13 protein-coding genes are annotated in these 18,902 nt (G+C 67.4%); 11 read left to right on the top strand and 2 right to left on the bottom strand.

What is annotated here, in order from left to right; translation table 11 throughout:
• The first annotated feature begins 17 nt into the window (after positions 1–17).
• The 10 genes from HFL01S_RS01370 (at position 18) to HFL01S_RS01325 (ending at position 9,233) form a co-directional block, all read left to right on the top strand.
• A complete protein-coding gene (locus tag HFL01S_RS01370) occupies positions 18–656 on the top strand; it encodes a CDP-alcohol phosphatidyltransferase family protein (protein WP_066253543.1) in 639 nt (212 codons plus the stop codon).
• Positions 653–2,413: a bifunctional alpha/beta hydrolase/class I SAM-dependent methyltransferase gene (locus HFL01S_RS01365; RefSeq protein ID WP_066253540.1), complete on the top strand. Its 1,761-nt coding sequence runs from the start codon at positions 653–655 to the stop codon at positions 2,411–2,413. The genes HFL01S_RS01370 and HFL01S_RS01365 overlap by 4 nt, the downstream gene beginning before the upstream one ends.
• The gene (locus HFL01S_RS01360) at positions 2,410–3,786 is read left to right on the top strand and encodes a phosphatase PAP2/dual specificity phosphatase family protein (RefSeq protein WP_066253537.1); all 1,377 of its coding nucleotides are present in this window, start codon (positions 2,410–2,412) and stop codon (positions 3,784–3,786) included. Before HFL01S_RS01365 ends, HFL01S_RS01360 begins: the two co-directional genes overlap by 4 nt.
• Complete coding sequence (locus tag HFL01S_RS01355) at positions 3,764–4,216, top strand: hypothetical protein (RefSeq protein WP_066253534.1); 453 nt, start codon at positions 3,764–3,766, stop codon at positions 4,214–4,216. The genes HFL01S_RS01360 and HFL01S_RS01355 overlap by 23 nt, the downstream gene beginning before the upstream one ends.
• A gap of 55 nt (positions 4,217–4,271) precedes the next feature.
• Positions 4,272–4,997 (top strand): lysophospholipid acyltransferase family protein, encoded by a 726-nt coding sequence (locus HFL01S_RS01350; protein ID WP_066253531.1) that lies wholly within the window; start codon positions 4,272–4,274, stop codon positions 4,995–4,997.
• A complete protein-coding gene (locus tag HFL01S_RS01345) occupies positions 4,994–5,956 on the top strand; it encodes a phosphatidate cytidylyltransferase (RefSeq protein ID WP_066253526.1) in 963 nt (320 codons plus the stop codon). The genes HFL01S_RS01350 and HFL01S_RS01345 overlap by 4 nt, the downstream gene beginning before the upstream one ends.
• Positions 5,957–6,183: 227 nt before the next feature.
• Positions 6,184–6,681, top strand: a complete 498-nt coding sequence (locus tag HFL01S_RS01340) for a YiaA/YiaB family inner membrane protein (RefSeq protein ID WP_084383027.1) — start codon at positions 6,184–6,186, stop codon at positions 6,679–6,681.
• Between the two features lies 1 nt (position 6,682).
• Positions 6,683–7,210 carry a hypothetical protein gene (locus tag HFL01S_RS01335; protein WP_066253523.1) on the top strand — a complete coding sequence of 176 codons (528 nt, stop codon included), beginning with the start codon at positions 6,683–6,685 and terminating at the stop codon, positions 7,208–7,210.
• 9 nt (positions 7,211–7,219) lie between these two features.
• The gene (locus HFL01S_RS01330; protein ID WP_066253520.1) at positions 7,220–8,029 is read left to right on the top strand and encodes a DUF2145 domain-containing protein; all 810 of its coding nucleotides are present in this window, start codon (positions 7,220–7,222) and stop codon (positions 8,027–8,029) included.
• Between the two features lie 46 nt (positions 8,030–8,075).
• Positions 8,076–9,233: a zinc ribbon domain-containing protein gene (locus tag HFL01S_RS01325; RefSeq protein ID WP_084383011.1), complete on the top strand. Its 1,158-nt coding sequence runs from the start codon at positions 8,076–8,078 to the stop codon at positions 9,231–9,233.
• Here HFL01S_RS01325 and HFL01S_RS01320 read toward each other — a convergent pair.
• Positions 9,133–10,305: an MFS transporter gene (locus HFL01S_RS01320; protein WP_066253517.1), complete on the bottom strand. Its 1,173-nt coding sequence runs from the start codon at positions 10,303–10,305 to the stop codon at positions 9,133–9,135. The genes HFL01S_RS01325 and HFL01S_RS01320 overlap by 101 nt on opposite strands.
• Positions 10,306–10,354: 49 nt before the next feature.
• Positions 10,355–11,521: a tRNA guanosine(34) transglycosylase Tgt gene (tgt, locus tag HFL01S_RS01315; protein ID WP_066253514.1), complete on the bottom strand. Its 1,167-nt coding sequence runs from the start codon at positions 11,519–11,521 to the stop codon at positions 10,355–10,357.
• Positions 11,522–11,776: 255 nt separating this feature from the next.
• Between tgt and HFL01S_RS01310 the strand changes: the two genes are divergently transcribed.
• Positions 11,777–18,844: an Ig-like domain-containing protein gene (locus HFL01S_RS01310; RefSeq protein WP_066253511.1), complete on the top strand. Its 7,068-nt coding sequence runs from the start codon at positions 11,777–11,779 to the stop codon at positions 18,842–18,844.
• The last annotated feature ends 58 nt before the right edge of the window (positions 18,845–18,902 follow it).

The raw sequence follows: 18,902 nt of genomic DNA, 5'->3' as shown, positions 1-18,902 counted from the left end.
TAAAAAGGGGAGGGACCTTGTCGATCTATCAATTGAAGCCAGCGTTTCAGGGCCTGCTTCGTCCGGGGGTGGTGCGTCTGCATGCCTGGGGCGTGACGGCCAACCAGGTGACCCTGCTGGCCTGCGTGATCTCGGTGGCCCTCGGGCTGGGGCTGTTCTTTCTGGAACCATCGCCTCTGGCCTTTGCGCTGATTCCGCTGTGGATGTTCGTGCGCATGGCGTTCAACGCGGTGGACGGCATGCTGGCGCGCGAACATGGCCAGCAGACGCCGCTGGGCGCCTTCCTCAACGAACTCACCGATGTGGTGTCGGACGCGGCCTTGTACCTGCCGTTTGTGCTGGTCCTGCCGGGCCATCCGTTCTGGGTCGGTCTGGTGATCGTGCTGGCCGGGCTATCCGAGTTCGCGGGCGCGCTGGGCACCACGGTGGGCGCCAGTCGACGGTACGACGGGCCCATGGGCAAGAGCGACCGGGCTTTCGTGTTCGGCGCGCTGGGGCTGGTGGTCTCGCTGGGCTGGACCATGCCGGGCTGGACGGCGCTGTTGATGCCTTTGCTGGCCGTCCTCATTGCCCTCACCACCGTGCGCCGCGTTCGTTCGGCCCTGTCCGAACGAACCGCCGCTGCTTCGTCATCCAGAACAAAAGGGAGTTCATGAACACCACCCGGCCAGCGCAGGAGCGCCATTTTTCAACCCACGACGGGGTCTCGCTGTTCTATCGGCACTGGCCGGCCACAGCGCCACAGCGGCGCGGCGCGGTGGTGCTGTTTCACCGCGGACACGAGCACGGTGCCCGCATGGCGCATCTGGTGGACGAGCTGAACCTGCCCGAGTTCGACTTCTTCGCGTGGGATGCGCGGGGTCACGGCCGCTCACCCGGCCAGCGTGGCCACAGCCCGAGCTTCGCCACCTCGGTGCGCGACGTGCAGACCTTTGTCGATCACATCGCCGCCGAACACGGCGTGGCCGTGACCGATCAATACGTCATTGCACAAAGCGTGGGTGCGGTGCTGGTGTCCACCTGGGCGCACGACTACGCCCCCGCCATCCGTGGCATGACGCTGGCTTCGCCTGCGTTCAAGGTGAAGCTCTACGTGCCATTTGCGCGCGCTGGCCTGGCGCTGATGCACAAGCTGCGCGGGCTGTTCTTCGTGAACAGCTACGTGAAGGCCAAGTTCCTCACCCACGACCCCGGGCGCATCGCCAGCTACGAGGCCGATCCGCTGATCTCGCGCCCGATCGCCGTAAACATCCTGCTCGATCTGTACAACGCGGCCGAGCGCGTGGTGGCCGACGCGCAGGCCATCGTGGTGCCCACGCAGCTGCTCATCTCGGGCGCCGACTGGGTGGTTCACCACAAGCCACAGCACCGCTTCTTCGAGCGGCTGGGCAGTGCGGTGAAGGAGAAGCTGGAACTGCCGGGCTTCTTTCACGACACCCTGGGCGAGCGCGACCGTGCCAGTGCCTTGCAGGCCCTGCGGGTCTTCCTGCTGCGCCAGTTCGATGCCCCTGCCGCTGCGGTCAACCTGCTCCAGGCCGACCAGCGCGGCGCCACGGCGGACGAGGCCCGGGCCCTGGCCCAACCGCTGTCGCCCCTGTCGCCACGCGGGCTGTACTGGGCGGGTACGCGCGCCGGCCTCAAGCTCGGCGGTGTGCTGTCCGACGGTGTGCGCCTGGGGCATGACACGGGCTTCGATTCCGGCAGCACCCTGGACTACGTGTACCGCAACCAGGCCAGGGGCATGCCGCTGGTAGGCGCCCTGATCGACCGCGCCTACCTGGACTCCATCGGCTGGCGCGGCATTCGCCAGCGCAAGCTGCACGTCGAAGAACTGTTGCGCGACGCCATGCAGCAGCTGTCCGATGCCGGGCGCGAGGTGCGGCTGATGGACATCGCCGCCGGGCATGGACGCTATGTGCTCGATGCCGTGGCCAGCAGCCCGGTGCCCGTGGCCTCGGTGCTGCTGCGCGACTACAGCGACATCAACGTGCGCGATGGTCAGGCGCTCATCGCGCAGCGTGGTCTGCAGGCCATGGCGCGCTTCGAGAAGGCCGATGCCTTCGACCGCACCCAGGTGGCCAGCGCCACGCCGCGCCCCACACTGGTCACGGTCTCGGGTCTGTACGAGCTGTTCCCGGACAACGCCATGATCACCCGCTCACTGGCCGGCGTGGCCGACGCGGTGGAGCCCGGGGGCTATCTCGTGTACACCGGCCAGCCCTGGCATCCGCAACTGGAGATGATCGCGCGCGCGCTCACCAGCCACCGCCAGGGCCAGGCCTGGGTGATGCGCCGCCGCACGCAGGCCGAGATGGACCAGCTCGTGGCCGCAGCGGGCTTCCGGAAAGTCGCGCAACGCATCGACGAGTGGGGCATCTTCACGGTGTCGCTGGCGGTGCGCGAGGCGGCATGAGACCCGAACCCCCCGCATGGCCGTGGCGCCGTGCCGCCGCCTGGCTGGCCCTGCTGGCGCCGCTGTTCTACCTGACCTATGGTCTGGCGAACTGGTGGGCGGTTCAGCGCTGGGCCGCCGGTCAGGTGCCCTCGGTGGTGTTCGACTGGGAGCGCCACATCCCGTTCTGGGACTGGACGGTCTTTCCCTACTGGTCCATCAACGCGTTCTACGGCCTGTCGCTGTTTCTGAGCCGCAGCAGGCACCGCATCGACCGCCACGCGGCCCGCCTGCTCACGGCGCAGTTCATCGCGGTGAGCTGCTTTGTGCTGTGGCCCCTGCGATTCAGTTTCGGACAGCCCGAGGCCCATGGCGCCGCCGGTTTCCTGTTCGCGGCGCTGCGCGGCTTTGACCAGCCCTTTAACCAGGCCCCTTCCCTGCACATCGCGCTCGCCGTCATCCTCTGGGACTGGTACCGGCCGCTGATGCGCCGGACCTGGCAGCGGGTGCTGCTGCATGTCTGGACGTTCGCCATCTGCGCGTCGGTGCTCACCACCTACCAGCACCACTTCATCGACATTCCCACCGGCGCCTTGCTGGGCGTGCTGTGTGTTTGGCTGTGGCCGCTGGAGCGCGAAGTGGCGCTGCCTTCGGCGTGGCGCTTGAGCAGGGATGGCCAGCGCCTGAAGCTGGCTGCGCTGTACTTCGCGGGCGCTGCCGGGTTGCTGGCACTGGCGCTTGGATGGGGCGGCGTGGGGCTCTGGCTCGCCTGGCCGGCGGCCTCGCTGGCTGTGGTGGCGCTGAACTATCTGGGCTTGGGCGAGCGGGGGTTCCGCATGGACCGTTCGGGCCACATGCACTGGTCGGCGCGCTGGCTGCTGGCGCCCTACCGGCTCGGCGCAGCCCTCAACGCCTGGGCCTGGACGCGCGGCTTGCCGCCCCGCGTGGAGGTGGTGCCCGGCGTGTGGCTGGGGCGGCGTCCGAGCCACGCCGAATGGCTGGCCGCTGGCCAGCCCGCGCTGGTGAGCCTGTGCGCGGAGCTGCCCGTGCACGCGGCCGCCCGGCCGGTGAGCCGCTGCCTGCCCTTGCTCGACCTGGTGGTGCCCACCCCGGGCCGGCTGCAGCGCGCGGCGCATCTGGTGCAGGCCCAGCGCGGTGCCGGTCCGAATGGGCCGGTCTGGGTGTGTTGCGCGCTCGGCTTTTCACGCAGCGCCGCGGCGGTGGTGGCCTGGCAGCTGCTGCACCAGGGCGTGCCCGATCTGGCCGAGGCCGAAGCCCGTGCCCGGCGGGCCCGGCCCCAGCTGGTGCTGGGGCCCGCCTTGCTGGGCGCCTTGAAGCAACTGGCCGCACCGCGGCCTGCGGAGAAGACCGGTGACGCAGCCTCCGCTGGATGAACAGGAGCGCGCCGACGCGCTGGTGCTTGCCGCCCTGTTGCGTGCGAGCGTGCGCACCCTGGGCCCGTGGTCACTGGGCCTGAGCCTGCTCGCCGCGCTGGTGTGCGTGGCCTGGCCGCCGACATCGCTGGTGGGCGCCAGTGGGTGGGCACTGGTGCTGCTGTGCGGTCTGATCGAGCGGTACCTTGTTTTTCGCCTGGCGCTGGACGAGCGCCTGTTCTGTCAACTGGGCGAGGGTCAGATGCCCTGCCTGCAGACGCTGGACACTTCGCTGGCCCACCTCGGCTTGCGCAAAGAGTCCGTGAGCGAGCACCCGCCAGCCGTGCGCCCGATGAGCGACCGCCTGCGCGGTACCCGCCATCTTCTGCGCTGGCATCTTGTCCTCGTGCTGCTGCAAACCGCCGCAGCCCTGGCCTCCCTGTTCTTTTAGGTGTCGAGTGAACCCAGATCCCTCTCCTTCCACGCGCCCGCAACCGCTTCCCCCCATGGAGCCGGACGGCACTTCGCCGCGCCGGTGGCTGGCTGCGCTGGCCCGGCTGACCATCGTCACCGGGGCCAGCCTGATCACCGGCCTGCGCTATCTGTGGGGCCGAACGGGCCCCATGGCCAACCAGACCGTGTACTTTGCCAACCACACCAGCCACGGCGACTTTGTGCTGCTCTGGGCCGCCCTGCCGCCCGACCTGCGCACGCTCACCCGCCCCGTGGCCGGCGAGGACTACTGGAACACGTCGGCGCTGCGCCGCTTCATTGGTCGCGATGTGTTCAATGCGCTCATGATCCGGCGCGACGCCACGGGTGGCCCCGGCAGCGGCGACCCGCTGGTGCAGATGGGCACGGCGCTCGCGGCGGGGGACTCCCTGATCATCTTTCCCGAAGGCACCCGCAACACCAGTGAAGAGGTGCTGCTGCCACTCAAGAGCGGCATCTACCATCTCTCCCGGTCGTTCGGTCATGTGCGTTTCGTGCCGGTGTGGATCGAGAACCTGAAGCGGGTGCTGCCCAAAGGCGCCCTGTTGCCTGTGCCGCTCGCCTGCACGGTGCGCTTTGGCGAACCGCTGGCCCTGATTCCCCAGGAAGACAAACAGCAGTTCCTGCGGCGCGCGCGCCAGGCGTTGCTGGACCTGCGGCCCGAATACGACCGCGAGGCCGAACCCGCACCCCCGGCGCCTGCGAGCCGCGACACCCAGACACCCGGGAGCGGCGCATGAACGCAGACAACTTCCTGGCGCTCTTCACGCCCACGGGCTGGTTGTTTGTTGGTGTCACCGGTGTGCTCGTGCTGGCCTCGGGCATTGCCGCCCTGCTCAAGTGGCGTGTGGCCCATGGCGCGCCACACGCCGTCATCGACAACCTGACGTCGCGCATCAACGCCTGGTGGGTCATGGTCGGGTCCATCGGCCTGGCGTTCCTGTTTGGCAAGAACGGGGTGGTCGCCCTGTTTTTCCTGATCTCGTTCTACGCGCTGCGCGAGTTCCTGAGCCTGGCCTACACACGCCGGGGCGACCACACCGCCATGGCGGCTGCCTTCTACGTGGCCCTGCCCATGCAGTACTTCCTCGTCTGGATCGAGTGGTACGGCCTCTACTCCATCTTCATTCCGGTCTACGCCTTTCTGTTGTTGCCCATCCTGGCAGCCACCGGCGGCGACACCCAGCGCTTCCTGGAGCGAGCGTCCAAGGTGCAGTGGGGCCTGATGGTCAGCGTGTTCTGCATCAGCCATGTGCCCGCGCTGCTCACGCTGCCGGTGATCGGGTTTGAAGGTAGGAACATGCTGCTCATCGCCTTCCTGGTGATCGTGGTGCAGGGCAGCGACGTGCTGCAGTACATCTGGGGCAAGCTGATGGGCAAACACAAGGTGGCGCCCGTCCTGTCGCCCTCCAAAACCTGGGAGGGCCTCATCGGCGGCGTGGCCAGCGCCACGCTGCTGGGTGCCGCCCTGCACGGCATCACACCGTTTTCACCACTGCAGGCCGCAGGCATGGCGCTGCTGATCTGTCTGATGGGCTTCTTCGGCGGCCTGGTCATGTCCGCCATCAAGCGCGACCGCGGCGTGAAAGACTGGGGCAGCATGATCGAAGGCCATGGCGGCATGCTCGACCGCACCGACTCTGTGATCTTCGCGGCCCCGGTGTTTTTTCATGCGGTGCGGTACTGGTGGGTGCCTTGAAGCCGTGGCAGACAAGCGCTGCGGCATCTGACGGCGCAGCAGCTGGTTCAATCGCGTGGAACTGAACTTGGGGCGTCGGTGGCGTCGGAATGGCTGACCACTCGTCGCAGCTGAAAGACCCGATGATCCGCTGAGAAGTATTGAAAAACGATCCCAAGAGGTCGCTCCTTTGATTCCGGTGCATGTATCCGGCACCCGAATCGCCGCCCGCCCCCACCATCCGCCCCATGTTCAACAACCCACCGAGGTTTCACATGGTCAGCGGTTCCCGTTCTCCCCTCATCGTGATGCGCGACACCCGCGCCTGGCAGCTCCAGGTCTGGGTCTCGTTCGGGCTCGCGGTTTTTCTCTGCGCCACCGGCCTGGCGTACCTGCCGGGCCAGGCACTGGACCGGGCGTTCATGGTGATGGGCTATGTGTTCTGTCTGTCGACGGTGTTCGTGCTGGCCAAGGCGGTGCGCGACCAGCAGAAGGCGCAGCGGACCGGTGAGGCCGAAACGCCGATGTGGCGCTTCGTGGTCTGGGGCGGCTTTGCCGTGGCCATGGGCCTGACGCTCTGGGGCCTGCTGCGCATGCAGATCGACGAGACCTACAAGGCCTATCTGGGGGTGAGCTGGCTCTACCTCGTGACCTCGGCGTTCACGCTGGCCAAGACGCTGCGTGACCGCCACGAGGCCGACCTGATCGAGCACCGCCGTGTCACGGCTTCTGCCGAGGAGCAATGACATGAAGCACTTCTCTTTGAAGAACCTGCTGCTCGCCGCCAGCCTGGGCGCGGCCCTGATGGCGGGCGCCCCGGCGCGGGCGCAGAGCGAGGCCTCGCTGGTGCTGTCTGCCTTGCCGGTGGCGTCGGTGGTCGGGACCGGGTCGGCAGTCGCGGGCAGTGCGGTGGCCGGCGCGGCGTCGGTGGTCGGGACCGGGTCGGCAGTCGCGGGCAGTGCGGTGGCCGGCGCGGCGGCGGTGAGTGCCGTGCCGGCGGCGCTGGCGGTCAGCGGCGCGGTGCTGGTGGTGAAGGCGGTCGAGGTGTCGGCGCGCGGCACAGTGATCGTGCTGGAGCGGGCGTCGGATGGCGCGCGCGCCAGCGTGGAGCTGAGCGGGCGCGCCGCTTCGGGTGTGGTGGCCGGTGTGGTCACGTTGGTGGCCGTGAGCGTGATTGGCGCGGGCGTGGTGCTGTCGGCAGCGGGTGAGGTGCTGTGCTTCATCCCGAACGAGCTGGGGCGCGCGTTGTTGCACAACGAACGGCTGACTTACTGAGGCCCGACCATGAAGAAGACACTGAATGTGGCTCCCCATGCGCTGGCCATCGCCGTGCTGCTGCTCGGCGCCACCACCGCCCACGCCGGCCGCTCCTGCGAGCAGCGCCCGCTGACGCCACAGACGCTGACCCAGGGTCTGGAGCTGGCCCGGCGCACGGCGCAGGCGCTGGACGCCGAGTTCGCGCGCAGTGGCGCGCGGGTCGTGGTGCTGGGCCGCGCAGGGCAGGACCTCTCCAAGTACCAGCTTCGCTATTCGCACCTGGGCTGGGCCTACAAGACGGCGGAGGGGCCGTGGCGGGTGCTGCACAAGCTCAACCAGTGCGGCACGGCCACCGGTTCGATCTACCGCCAGGGGCTGGGCGAGTTTTTTCTGGACGATCTCTGGCGCCACGAGGCGGTGTGGTCGGTTCCGGCGCCGCAGCTGCAGGCGCCGCTGTACGCGCTGCTGAATGATCGAGGCCGCAGCCTGCGCCTGCACGAGCGCGACTACAACATGGTGGCTTACGCCTGGGGCACGCGCTACCAGCAGTCCAACCAGTGGGCGATTGAAACCATGGCCATCGCCGCCGAGCCGGGTGTCATGAGCCGTGCGCAGGCCCAGGCCTGGCTGGGCTTCAAGGGCTACCAGCCGAGCACGCTGCGCCTGGGGCCGATGACGCGGCTGGGCGCGAGCGCCGGTTCGGCCCACATCCGCTTCGACGACCACCCGAACGACAAGCGCTTCTCCGACCGCATCGAGACCGTGACCGTCGACTCCGTGTTCGACTGGCTGGCGCGCAGCGGCCTTGGCTCGGCACCGCAGCGGATCGCGCTGTGAGCGGGTTCACAATGACCTTCAACACAAAACCATCGAGGGAAACACCATGAGCAAATCCTTGCGCCTGTCCGAGAAGTGGTTCCGCCGCGGCCTCTGGCTGGTGGCCTTCCTGTTCGCCTGGTTCCTGACCGGCCTGGGCAGCACCATCGTCGGCGACCTGCCGCAGGTGGAGCAGACACGGTCTCTCGAAGACTTCATGGACCCGCAGCGCACGCCTGCGCTCAAGGAGTCGATCAAGACCGCCGAGAAGGCGGCCGAAGAGGCACAGGCCGCGCTGGAGCAGGCGCAGCTGAAGCTGCAGACCGCGCGCGCCGACAACCGCGCCGCGCGCGAGACCTTCGACAACTGGCTGGCCACGCGCAGCGTGACGCAGCGCGCCGAGCAGGACGAGGACGTGCTGCAGCGCACGCGCGAGCTCGATGGCTTGCGCAAGGCCGAGCGCGACGCGTTGGCGGCGGTGGAAAAGCAGCAGCAGGTGGCGCTGGACGCGCGCCAGGCGCAGCAGCGTGCGCAGGCCGAGCTGCGCAGTCTGGAAGACGCGGCGCGGGACATCTACATGGAGGAACAGCGCGCACAGGAGTTGCGCGTGTTCGGCTACCGGCTGGCGCTCACCCTGCCGCTGCTGGCGGTGGCCGGCTGGCTGTTCAAGAAGCACCGCAAGGGATCGTCCTGGCCGTTTGTCTGGGGTTTCATCTTCTTCGCGCTGTTCGCGTTCTTCGTCGAGCTGGTGCCCTACCTGCCGAGCTACGGCGGCTATGTGCGCTACATCGTGGGCATCGTGCTGACGGTGATCGGCGGGCGCTACGCCATCGCTGCGCTGCAGCGCTACCTGGAGCGGCAGAAGGCGGTGGAGGCGCTGCCCGACACGCAGCGCCGCAAGGAGATGGACTACGACCTGGCGCAGGCGCGGCTGGCCAAGAACGTCTGCCCGGGCTGCGAACGCGCGGTCGACCTCAAGGACGGCAAGACCGACTTCTGCCCGCACTGCGGCCTGTGCCTGTTCGACCGCTGCGGCCACTGCAGCACGCGCAAGAGCGCGTTCGCGCGCTACTGCTTCGCCTGCGGCACCGAGGCCCGCCGGGGCGATGCGCCGGATGCCGGCCTCACGCCCGTTCCCGCAGCAGCGGCCGCAGCGCCCACAGACCCAGCGCCGGACCCAGCGCCAGCCCTGTCAGCAGCCAGCCCAGCGGCACCACCCTCGTGAGTTCGACGAACAGCAGGATGCTGGCGATGCTGATGGCAAAGCCGATGCTGTTGGTCAGCGTCAGCACGCTGCCCACGGCCTGCGGCGGTGCGTTGCGCGCGGTCAGCGTGGAGAACTGCGGCGAGTCGCCCGATACGGTGATGCCCCAGACCAGCAGCCAGCCGTAGAACAGCGCATCGGGCGCGCCCATCAGCAGCGGCGCCAGCAGGCAGCACAGGCCGCTGATGGCCAGTTGCACCCCCGCCACGCGGGCGCTGCCGAAGCGCGGCACCAGCCAGCCGCCACCCACACAGCCCAGAACGCCGGCGCCCAGCGTGGCGAAGGCGGCCCACGACAGCGTGGTGCCTTGCAGCCGCGTCGCCAGGATCAACGGCATCAGCACCCACAGGGTGTACAGCTCCCACATGTGGCCGAAGTAACCGAACACCGAACTGCGCACCCGCGCGTCGGTGACGATGGTGGCGAGCGCGCGCCACTGCAGCGTGGTCACGCGCGCCACCGCGCCGGGCGGGTCGGGCAGCAGCGCGTAGAGCGACACGCCGCCCGCGGCCGCCAGCGCCGCCACGCCCAGCATCAGCGTGGGCCAGGGCAGGGTGTCGCCGAGGGCGCGCAGGGCGTGGGCGCTGGCCGAGCCGAGCACCAGCGCGCCGATCAGCAGACCCAGCGCTGGGCCAAGGCCCCGCGTGTACCACTGCGCAGCGATCTTCATGCCCACCGGGTAGATGCCCGCGAGGAAGAAACCGGTGGCAAAGCGCCAGGCCAGCAGCGCACCGAAGTCCGACACCATGGCCCAGGCACCGACGGTGCAGCCCGAGCCCGCGAGCGCGCAGACCAGGAACACACGGCGCGGCGCAAAGCGGTCGGCAATCGCCAGCAGCGCGAACACCAGGGTGCCGGCGATGAAGCCGGCCTGCAGCGCCGACGTCAGGGTGCCGACGGCGGTGGCGGGCCAGCCGAATGCGCGCTGCAGGTCGGGCATGACCGCATTGACCGCGAACCAGAGCGAGGTGCCGGCGAACTGCGCCAGCACCAGCACGGGCAGGACGTGGCGGGGAACGGGGAGCTGGGTCATGGGGACGCAGCTTAGCGGGACGGCCGCACCGCCGTCTGCCGCCGAGGCGTCAGACGCCGCGCGCGCGGTCGGACTTGAACTGCTGGCGGAAGGCCTCGAAGCGGCCAGCGTCCAGCGCGTTGCGCACTTCCTTCATCAGGTTCAGGTAGTAGTGCAAGTTGTGAATGGTGCTCAGCATCGGCCCGAGCATCTCGCCGCAGCGGTCGAGGTGGTGCAGGTAGGCGCGGCTGAAGCCGTCGCGCCCGCCGTCGGCCCAGCTCACGCCGGCCTTGCCGGCGCAGGCGTAGCAGGTGCAGGTCGCGTCCAGCGGCTGGTGGTCGGTCTTGTGGCGGGCGTTGCGGATCTTCAGGTCGCCGTAGCGGGTGAACAGCGTGCCATTGCGCGCGTTGCGCGTGGGCATGACGCAGTCGAACATGTCCACGCCGTCGGCCACGCCCTGCACCAGGTCTTCCGGCGTGCCCACACCCATCAGGTAGCGCGGCTTGTGGGCCGGCAGGCGGTGCGGCGTGTGCGCCATGATCTGCAGCATCTGTTCCTTGGGCTCGCCCACGCTCACGCCGCCGATGGCGTAGCCGGGGAAGTCCATCTCCACCAGCGCCTCCAGCGACTCCTGGCGCAGGTGCTCGAACATGCCGCCCTGCACGATGCCGAACAGCGCGTTGGGGTTCTCCAGCCGAGCGAATTCGTCCTTGGAGCGCACGGCCCAGCGGCGGCTCATTTCCATGCTCTTGCGCGCCTCGGCCTCGGTGGTCAGGTGGCCGTTGGTCTCGTAGGGCGTGCACTCGTCCAGCTGCATGACGATGTCGCTGTTGAGCCCAGTCTGGATCTGCATGCTGACCTCGGGCGACATGAACAGCTTGTCGCCGTTCACGGGCGAGGCGAAGTGCACGCCTTCCTCGGTGATCTTGCGCATGGCGCCGAGCGACCAGACCTGGAAGCCGCCCGAATCGGTGAGGATGGGTTTGTGCCACTTCTCGAAGGCGTGCAGGCCGCCGAAGCTCTTCATCACCTCCTGGCCGGGGCGCATCCAGAGGTGGAAGGTGTTGCCCAGGATGATCTGGGCGCCCATGTCCTCCAGGCTCGCGGGCGTGACACCCTTGACGGTGCCGTAGGTGCCCACGGGCATGAAGATGGGGGTCTCCACCACGCCGTGGTTGAGGGTGAGACGGCCACGGCGCGCGTGGCCCTCGGTCTTGAGAACGTCGAACTGGAGCATGGGGCGGATTGTCTCAAAACGTCGTGTGCCCGGTTCTTGCTCAAGTTGACAGGGCGCGCGCCGATAAGACAGGGCTATCTGTCACATTCTGCTAGATTGAATTTTTTCCTGAAACGCATGGTGGCGGCTTCCGTTGCTGTGCATCGGTGGTCCACTGAGGGAGGGTCGATGGCTGATATCCAGACTCACGCTGAGGCGTGGCGCAAAACCCATGCACTTCGTAGATCGTCCCTCATCCGGGCTCTGGAGCCACGGATGATGTTCGACGCAGCTGCTGTCGAGACGGCTGTCACGGTTCACTCGCAGGTGGAGCCGGCAGCGGAGCCCACGGTGGTCGAGGCAGAGGCCCCGGTATCTGCGCCCGTCACAGCGCCGGTCACATCAGACACCAACACGCCCGCCGTCGAGGCGGGCGAAGCGGACGGTGCGGACGAAGCAGTGCAGGTGGCCGGAACTGACGACCACTCCACTGATGAGTCAACGGCAGACGAAGAGCAGACGGCGTCGGACACCATCGCCGATGACGCATCCGCGCAAGCAGCCCCGGAATCCACATCGGACGCTTCGGTTGACGACGCCGAGCAAGATATCGCGCAGATCCCCGAGGCATTGACCTCGGCCGTCCCAGGCCAGGAAGTCGTCTTCGTGGTGGACAACCTTCCGGACTTGGACACGCTGACCAGTGGTGTGCGCGAAGGCGTCGAGGTGGTGATGCTGGACAGCCAGGGTGACGGCTTGGCGCAGATGGCAGAGTACCTGGACGGACGCACCGGATTGAGCGCCATTCACATCGTCAGCCACGGGGATGAAGGTGCGGTACAGCTGGGCAACCTCTGGCTTACCAGCGACAACGTGGCGAGCCATGGAAGCCTTCTCGCAAGCATCGGAGCCTCTCTTGCAGCAGATGGCGACATCCTGTTGTATGGCTGCAATATCGGGGCCGACGAAGATGGGCTGCGCCTCCTCCAGAACGTGGCAGAGCTGACGAGTGCAGATGTCGCGGCGTCTGACGACGCGACTGGAAGCGCGGTTTTGGGGGGCAACTGGATGCTGGAGAGAACCACCGGGGAAATTGAGAGCGCATCCCTGAACCCTGCAGCGTTTGGCAACCTTTTGGCGACGGGCACGCTGGTGTTCACTGGTTCGCCCAACAGCACGACTGCCGAGGATGGCGTGGCGTCCAACGATATTGCAGGCATCAGCCTCACGATCACCAACGACATCAATGCCAACTGGACGCTTGAAACGCCCTACAACCAGACTGGCATCGCCGCCGACTATGGGAACAACACGTCGTCCGGGCAGGTCACCATTTCCGGCAGCACGGCTTTTCACCTCGAATCGATCTTCCTCGCGGACTACGGTGGCAACGGCCTGATAACACTGTCGGGATACCTCAACGGTGTCCCCTCTGGCAGCGTCACGGTCAATGTTGACGGCGTGTGGGAGAACACCTTTGACGAGTCCAATGGACTTGATCCGGCTATTTTCGGGAATGTGGATGAGGTCAGGATCACCGCGCCCTCAGGCGATCTCTGGGTGGTGCTCAACAATATTGAAATCGCGGATGCCATTGTCCCCAACGCCACTCCCACCATAGCCAACCTGAACGGCGACAGCGTGGCCTGGGCCGGCGTGGGCAATACCGTGGTGCTCGATGCCAGTGGAAACGCAACACTGAGCGACGCCGAGCTGGGTGCCCTCAACGGAGGCAACGGAAACTGGGCTGGCGCCAGCCTCACGATTCAGCGCCCCGGCACGGCCGTGGGTGCGGACACTCTCGGCTTCAACACGTCGGGCGCGCTCTTCACCGTCAGCGGCAGCAATCTGCAGTCCGGCGGGCAAACCTTTGCCACCTTCACCAACACCGGTGGCGTGCTTACCATCAACTTCACCAGCAGTGGTACCACGGCGACTACTGCGTTGGTCAATGACGTGGCGCAGCGCATCACCTACCGCAGCGACACCCCCGCAGGTGACGCCACGCTGCGCTACACCCTGAGCGATGGCACGGCCAACTCCGCCGCCGACGTGACGGTCACCAGCGACACCATCTATGTCACCAACACCACCGACACGGCCACGATCAATGTGAGCAACGGTGTGAGCTTCAGCGAAGCCGTGGCCATTGCGGCTGCCGATGCCACGGGCAGCCAGACCGTCGTCTTCGACAGCGCCCTGGCCGGCCAGACGCTCAATCTCGGCAGCGTATCGCTGAACGAGAGCCTGACCTTCGACATGGATCAGGCCAGTGGCCTGGTACTCACCGGTGGCACCATTACCCTGGGCGGGGGCACCACCCAGACCTTCACCCATGGATCGGGCGATAGCGCCAGCATTTCCAGCCTGATCGCCGGCAGCGGGGGCCTGACCAAGGCCGGTGCCGGCAACCTGACCTTGTCTGGTGCAGGCAACACCTTCTCCGGTGCTACCACCATCAGCGCGGGAACCCTGACAGTCAGCGGCGGCGACGCGCTCGCCTCCAACACCAGCGTATCGGTCTCTGCGGGCGCCACCCTGGCCCTGGCCGGCAACGAGGCGATCGGCAATCTCTCTGGTGCCGGCCCGGTGACGCTCGGCAGCTTCAGCCTCACCAGCAACCAGACAGCAGACACCACCTTTTCCGGAAACATCAGCGGCACTGGCGGCCTGAATATCAACCAGACCGGATCCGCCACCTACTCGACGACCCTTTCCGGTACCAACACCTACACCGGCAATACCATCTTGCTGAACTACGGCTGGCTCAGGCTCAATGGCGATGCCTCCATGTCCGACAGCGGTGCCGTGAGGGTTAACGGCAACAGTGTCCTGACGCTGCTTTCGAACCAGACCATCGGCAGCCTGGCGAGCAGCAGTGCCAGCGCCAGCATCCAGCTGGGCAGCTATACCCTGTCCGCTGGGGGTGACAACACGTCGACCTTGGTCAGTGGCGCGGTGTCTGGCACTGGCTCGCTGGTCAAGCAGGGCAGCGGCACGATGACGCTGGCAGGCAGCAACACCTACAGCGGCACCACCACCGTCTCCGCCGGCACGCTCTCGATTGCCGGTGACGGCAACCTGGGCAGTGGGTCTGTCACCCTGGCGGAAGCAACCGTGCTCGAGGTCACGGGCGCCACCACTATCGACAACGCCATCGTCCTTTCCGGCAACGGCAGCGTCAGCAACGCCAATGCCGTCACCCTCAGCGGCGTCATCAGCGGTTCCTACGATCTGACAAAAACCGACAGCGGCACCTTGAGCCTGTCCGGCAGCAACAGTTACGGCGCCACGCATGTCAACGCCGGCACCCTGTCGATCACAAACGATGGCAACCTGGGAACGGGGGCGGTGAACCTGGCTGCCGGCACGACCCTGGCGCTCACTGGCGCCAACATCATCGACAACGCCATCGCTCTCGGTGGCAATGCCTCGGTGAGCAGCTCGGCCGCTGCGACCCTGTCGGGCGTGATCAGCGGCGGCTTCACCCTGACCAAGACCGGCGCCAGCAGCCTGACCCTGTCCGGCAGCAACACCTATGGTGCAACCACCGTCAGTGCCGGCACGCTCAGCGTGGCCAGCGACAGCAACCTGGGCAGCGGTGCGCTGACCCTGGCAGCCGGCTCGACCTTGGCTGTGACCAGTGCCACCACCATCGACAACGCCGTCGCCCTCAACGGAAACGCCACAGTCAATACCGCAGCCGACACCACGCTCTCCGGCGTCATCAGCGGTGCCAGCAACCTCACCAAGACTGGCGCAGCATCACTGACCCTCTCAGGCAGCAACACCTACAGCGGCACCACCACCGTCAGCGCAGGCACCCTGAGCATCGCCAGCGACGCCAACCTCGGGGCGGGCTCGGTCAACCTGGCCAATGGCACCACCCTGCAGATCACGGGAAGCACCACCATCGACAACGCCATCGTGCTCACCGGTGTGGCCACGGTGAACGCTGGCGCTGCCACCACGCTGTCGGGCACTGTCAGCGGCACTGGCGGGCTGACCAAGACCGGTGCAGCCACGCTGACCCTGTCTGGCGCCAACACCAACACAGGCGGCACCAGCGTGTCTGCCGGCACGCTGGCCGTGGACGGCAGCACCAACAGCGCGACCACCGTGGCCAGTGGCGCCACCCTGGCGGGCAGCGGCATCCTCGGTGGCGACGTCACTGTGCAAAACGGAGGAACCCTTGCGCCGGGTAACGCCGGGGCGGGCAATCTGACGGTCAATGGCAACCTGACCATGAACGCGGGCAGCACCCTGGCGCTGGACATCAACGGGGCGACTGCGGGCACAGGTTACGACCGGGTGGTGGTCAACGGTGCCGTCGACGTCTCCGGCGCCACACTGGCCGTCAACCACGGCTACACGGCTGGCAACGGGGAAACCTACGCCGTGGTGGTCAACGATGCGGCCGATGCCATCACCGGCACGTTCAGCGGGGTTGGGGAAGGGGGTGCGTTCAATGCATCGGGCAATGGCACCGAGCTGACGGCTAGCTACATCGGCGGCAGCGGCAACGACTTCACCCTGACCGCGCCCATCGCCCCGGTCGTCACCAGCGTCTCGTCCAGCACCGCTGACGGTACGTACAAGATCGGTGACACGATCACCATCACCGTGCAGTTCGACAGCGCCGTGAACGTCACTGGCACCCCGACCCTGACCTTGGAAACCGGCGCCACAGACCGCGTACTCAACTATGTCTCCGGTTCGGGCAGCAACACTCTGAGCTTCAGCTACACCGTGCAGGCCGGTGACAGCTCGGCCGATCTCGACTACCTCTCCACTTCCGCCCTGAGCCTCAATGGCGGCACCATCAGAGATGGCAACAACCAGTCCGCACTCCTCGAGTTGCCGACGCCGGGCGCAGCCGGCTCTCTGGGGGCCAACGCGGCCCTGGTGGTCGATGGCGTGCGGCCGGCCGCCACCAGCATCATCCTCAGCGACTCGACCCTGAGCATCGGAGAGACCGCCACCGTCACCATCACCTTCAACGAGGCCGTGCTGGGCCTTGACGTGGGCGACTTCACCGTGGCCAACGGCACACTCTCCAGCCCCATCAGCAGCAACGGTGGCCTGACCTGGACAGCGACCTTCACCCCAAGTGCCAACATCACCGATGCCAGCAACATCATCACGTTCAACAACAGCGGCGTGATGGACCAGGCCGGCAACATCGGCAGCGGCAGCACCGACTCGGGCAACTACGCCATCGACACCCAGCGCCCCACCGCCACCATCGTGGTGAGCGACAGCGCGCTGGCGGCTGGCGAGACCGCGACGGTGACCATCACGTTCAGCGAGGCGGTCACCGGGCTGGCCATAGCCGACTTCACCGTCGCCAACGGCACGCTCAGCAACCTGTCCACCTCTGACAACATCACCTACACCGCCACCCTGACGCCGAGCGCCAACGTCACCGACGCCACCAACCTGATCACCCTGGACAACACCGGCGTGCAGGATGTGGCCGGCAACCCGGGCAGTGGCACCACCGACTCCAACAACTACGCCGTCGATACCCAGCTCCCCACCGCGAGCATCGTGGTGAGCGACACCTCGCTGACGGTGGGCGAGACGGCGACGGTGACCATCACCTTCAGCGAGGCGGTGAGTGGCCTGAACACTGCCGACTTCACGGTGGCCAACGGCAGCCTGAGTGGGTTGAGCTCCAGCGATGGCGGCGTCACCTGGATCGCGACATTGACGCCGTCCACAGACGTCGAAGACACCACAAACCTCATCACCCTGGACAACACCGGCTACACCGATGCCGCAGGCAACTCCGGCACTGGCGCCACAGATTCAAACAACTACGCCATCGACACCCGGGCGCCTGCCGTCACCTCGGTCACGGTGCCCGCCAACGGCACCTACGTGGCTGGACAAACCCTGGCCTTCACCGTCAACTTCGATGACACCGTGACCGTCGACACCAGCGGCGGCACGCCGCGCATTGCTGTCACTCTGAACACAGGGGGCACGGTGTACGCCGAGTACGTGTCGGGGTCTGGCAGCACGGCGCTGGTGTTCCGCCTGACGGTGGCCGATGGGCAACTGGACTCCGACGGCATTGCCGTGGGTGGCAGCCTCGCGGCCAACGGCGGCACGCTGCTCGATGGCGCGGGCAATGCGGTGACGCCCACGCTCAACGGTGTCGGTACCACCACCGGGGTTCTGGTGGATGCCCTGGCACCTGCGGGCAGCAGTTTTGTGCTGCAAGGCAACCCTGCGTCAGACGCCTCTTCCGTGACATTCGTTCTGCGGCTGACGGAACCTGTGAGCGGCCTGGATCTTGCGGACTTCCAGCTCAGCACCACCGGTAGCGCCACCGGGACGCTGACCGGCATCCAGGCGCAGGACGGTCAGACGTATCTCATCACGGTATCGGACATCCGTGGTCAAGGCAGCCTGGGTGTGGTGCTGTCTGCCGGCGGGAGCGGAGTGCAGGACGCGGTCGGCAACCCCATGGTGGCAGACGTCGCGTCCGCAAGCCACGTGGTCGCACCGGTGGCCGCGCCGCGCCCCGCTCCTGCGCCGGACGCCCCATCGCCGTTGCCCACCCCGGACCCGGTGCCCCCAGGGCCCTCCGTCGTTCCGGTCGCGCCGCCTCCGCCCGTGGCCCCGTTGCCCGCAGGTGGAGGGATGACCCCCGTGCCCCTGTTTGCGCCGACCCCGTTCATCGTGTCCAACGCACTTCAGGCATGGAGTGGGGGCGACGGCGTCGCCGCATCGGCACTGCCCGGGCTGGCGCCTGCGGGCATTGCGGGCGTGCTCGGGCCCACGACACTGGATCAGCTAACAGACACCGGATGGGACCGCCATGAGCAACCCTGGTCGGTGCCGGTTCAGTCGAGCAACCTTGCCGCCGCCGCTTCCGCAGGTCTGCCCATGCTGGGCGGGCAGGACGCGGTGGTGCTGCGCCCGGGCCAGCCGATCGAGTATGTGCTGCCGCTGGGCGCGCTCGTGGGTGATGACCTGATGCGCCGGTCTGCCGTGCTGGTCGAGGTGCGCCAGGCCGATGGCCGTCCGCTGCCCGCGTGGCTGCGCTTTGACCCGGCGACCGGCAGGTTCTCCGGCGTGCCACCGGCCGGTTTCAGCGGCAGGCTCAGCCTGGAGGTCAGTGTTCAGGACGGTCAGGGCGAGCGCAGAACCCTGATGGTGGAGTTCGCGGTGCAGGGCGGTCGCGCCGATGCCGGACCTCGGGACCCAGCGCCCCAGCCACCCCTGTCGTGGCGGTCGCTGGACTCGCAATGGACGGCCCACGGCAGCGCCGCACTGTCTTCGCAGGCTCATGCCCTGCTGAACGCCTTGCGGGCGCCCGTTTCTCCCTCCTGAGCGCTTCTCGGCGATGCGGTTCATTTTCAGTTTCGTTCACAAGGATCAATGCATGACG

This window comes from Hydrogenophaga flava NBRC 102514, from assembly GCF_001571145.1.
GTDB lineage: Bacteria > Pseudomonadota > Gammaproteobacteria > Burkholderiales > Burkholderiaceae_C > Hydrogenophaga > Hydrogenophaga flava.
Note: the sequence above shows the minus strand (reverse complement) of the source record. Positions and strands in the feature narration are given on the sequence as shown.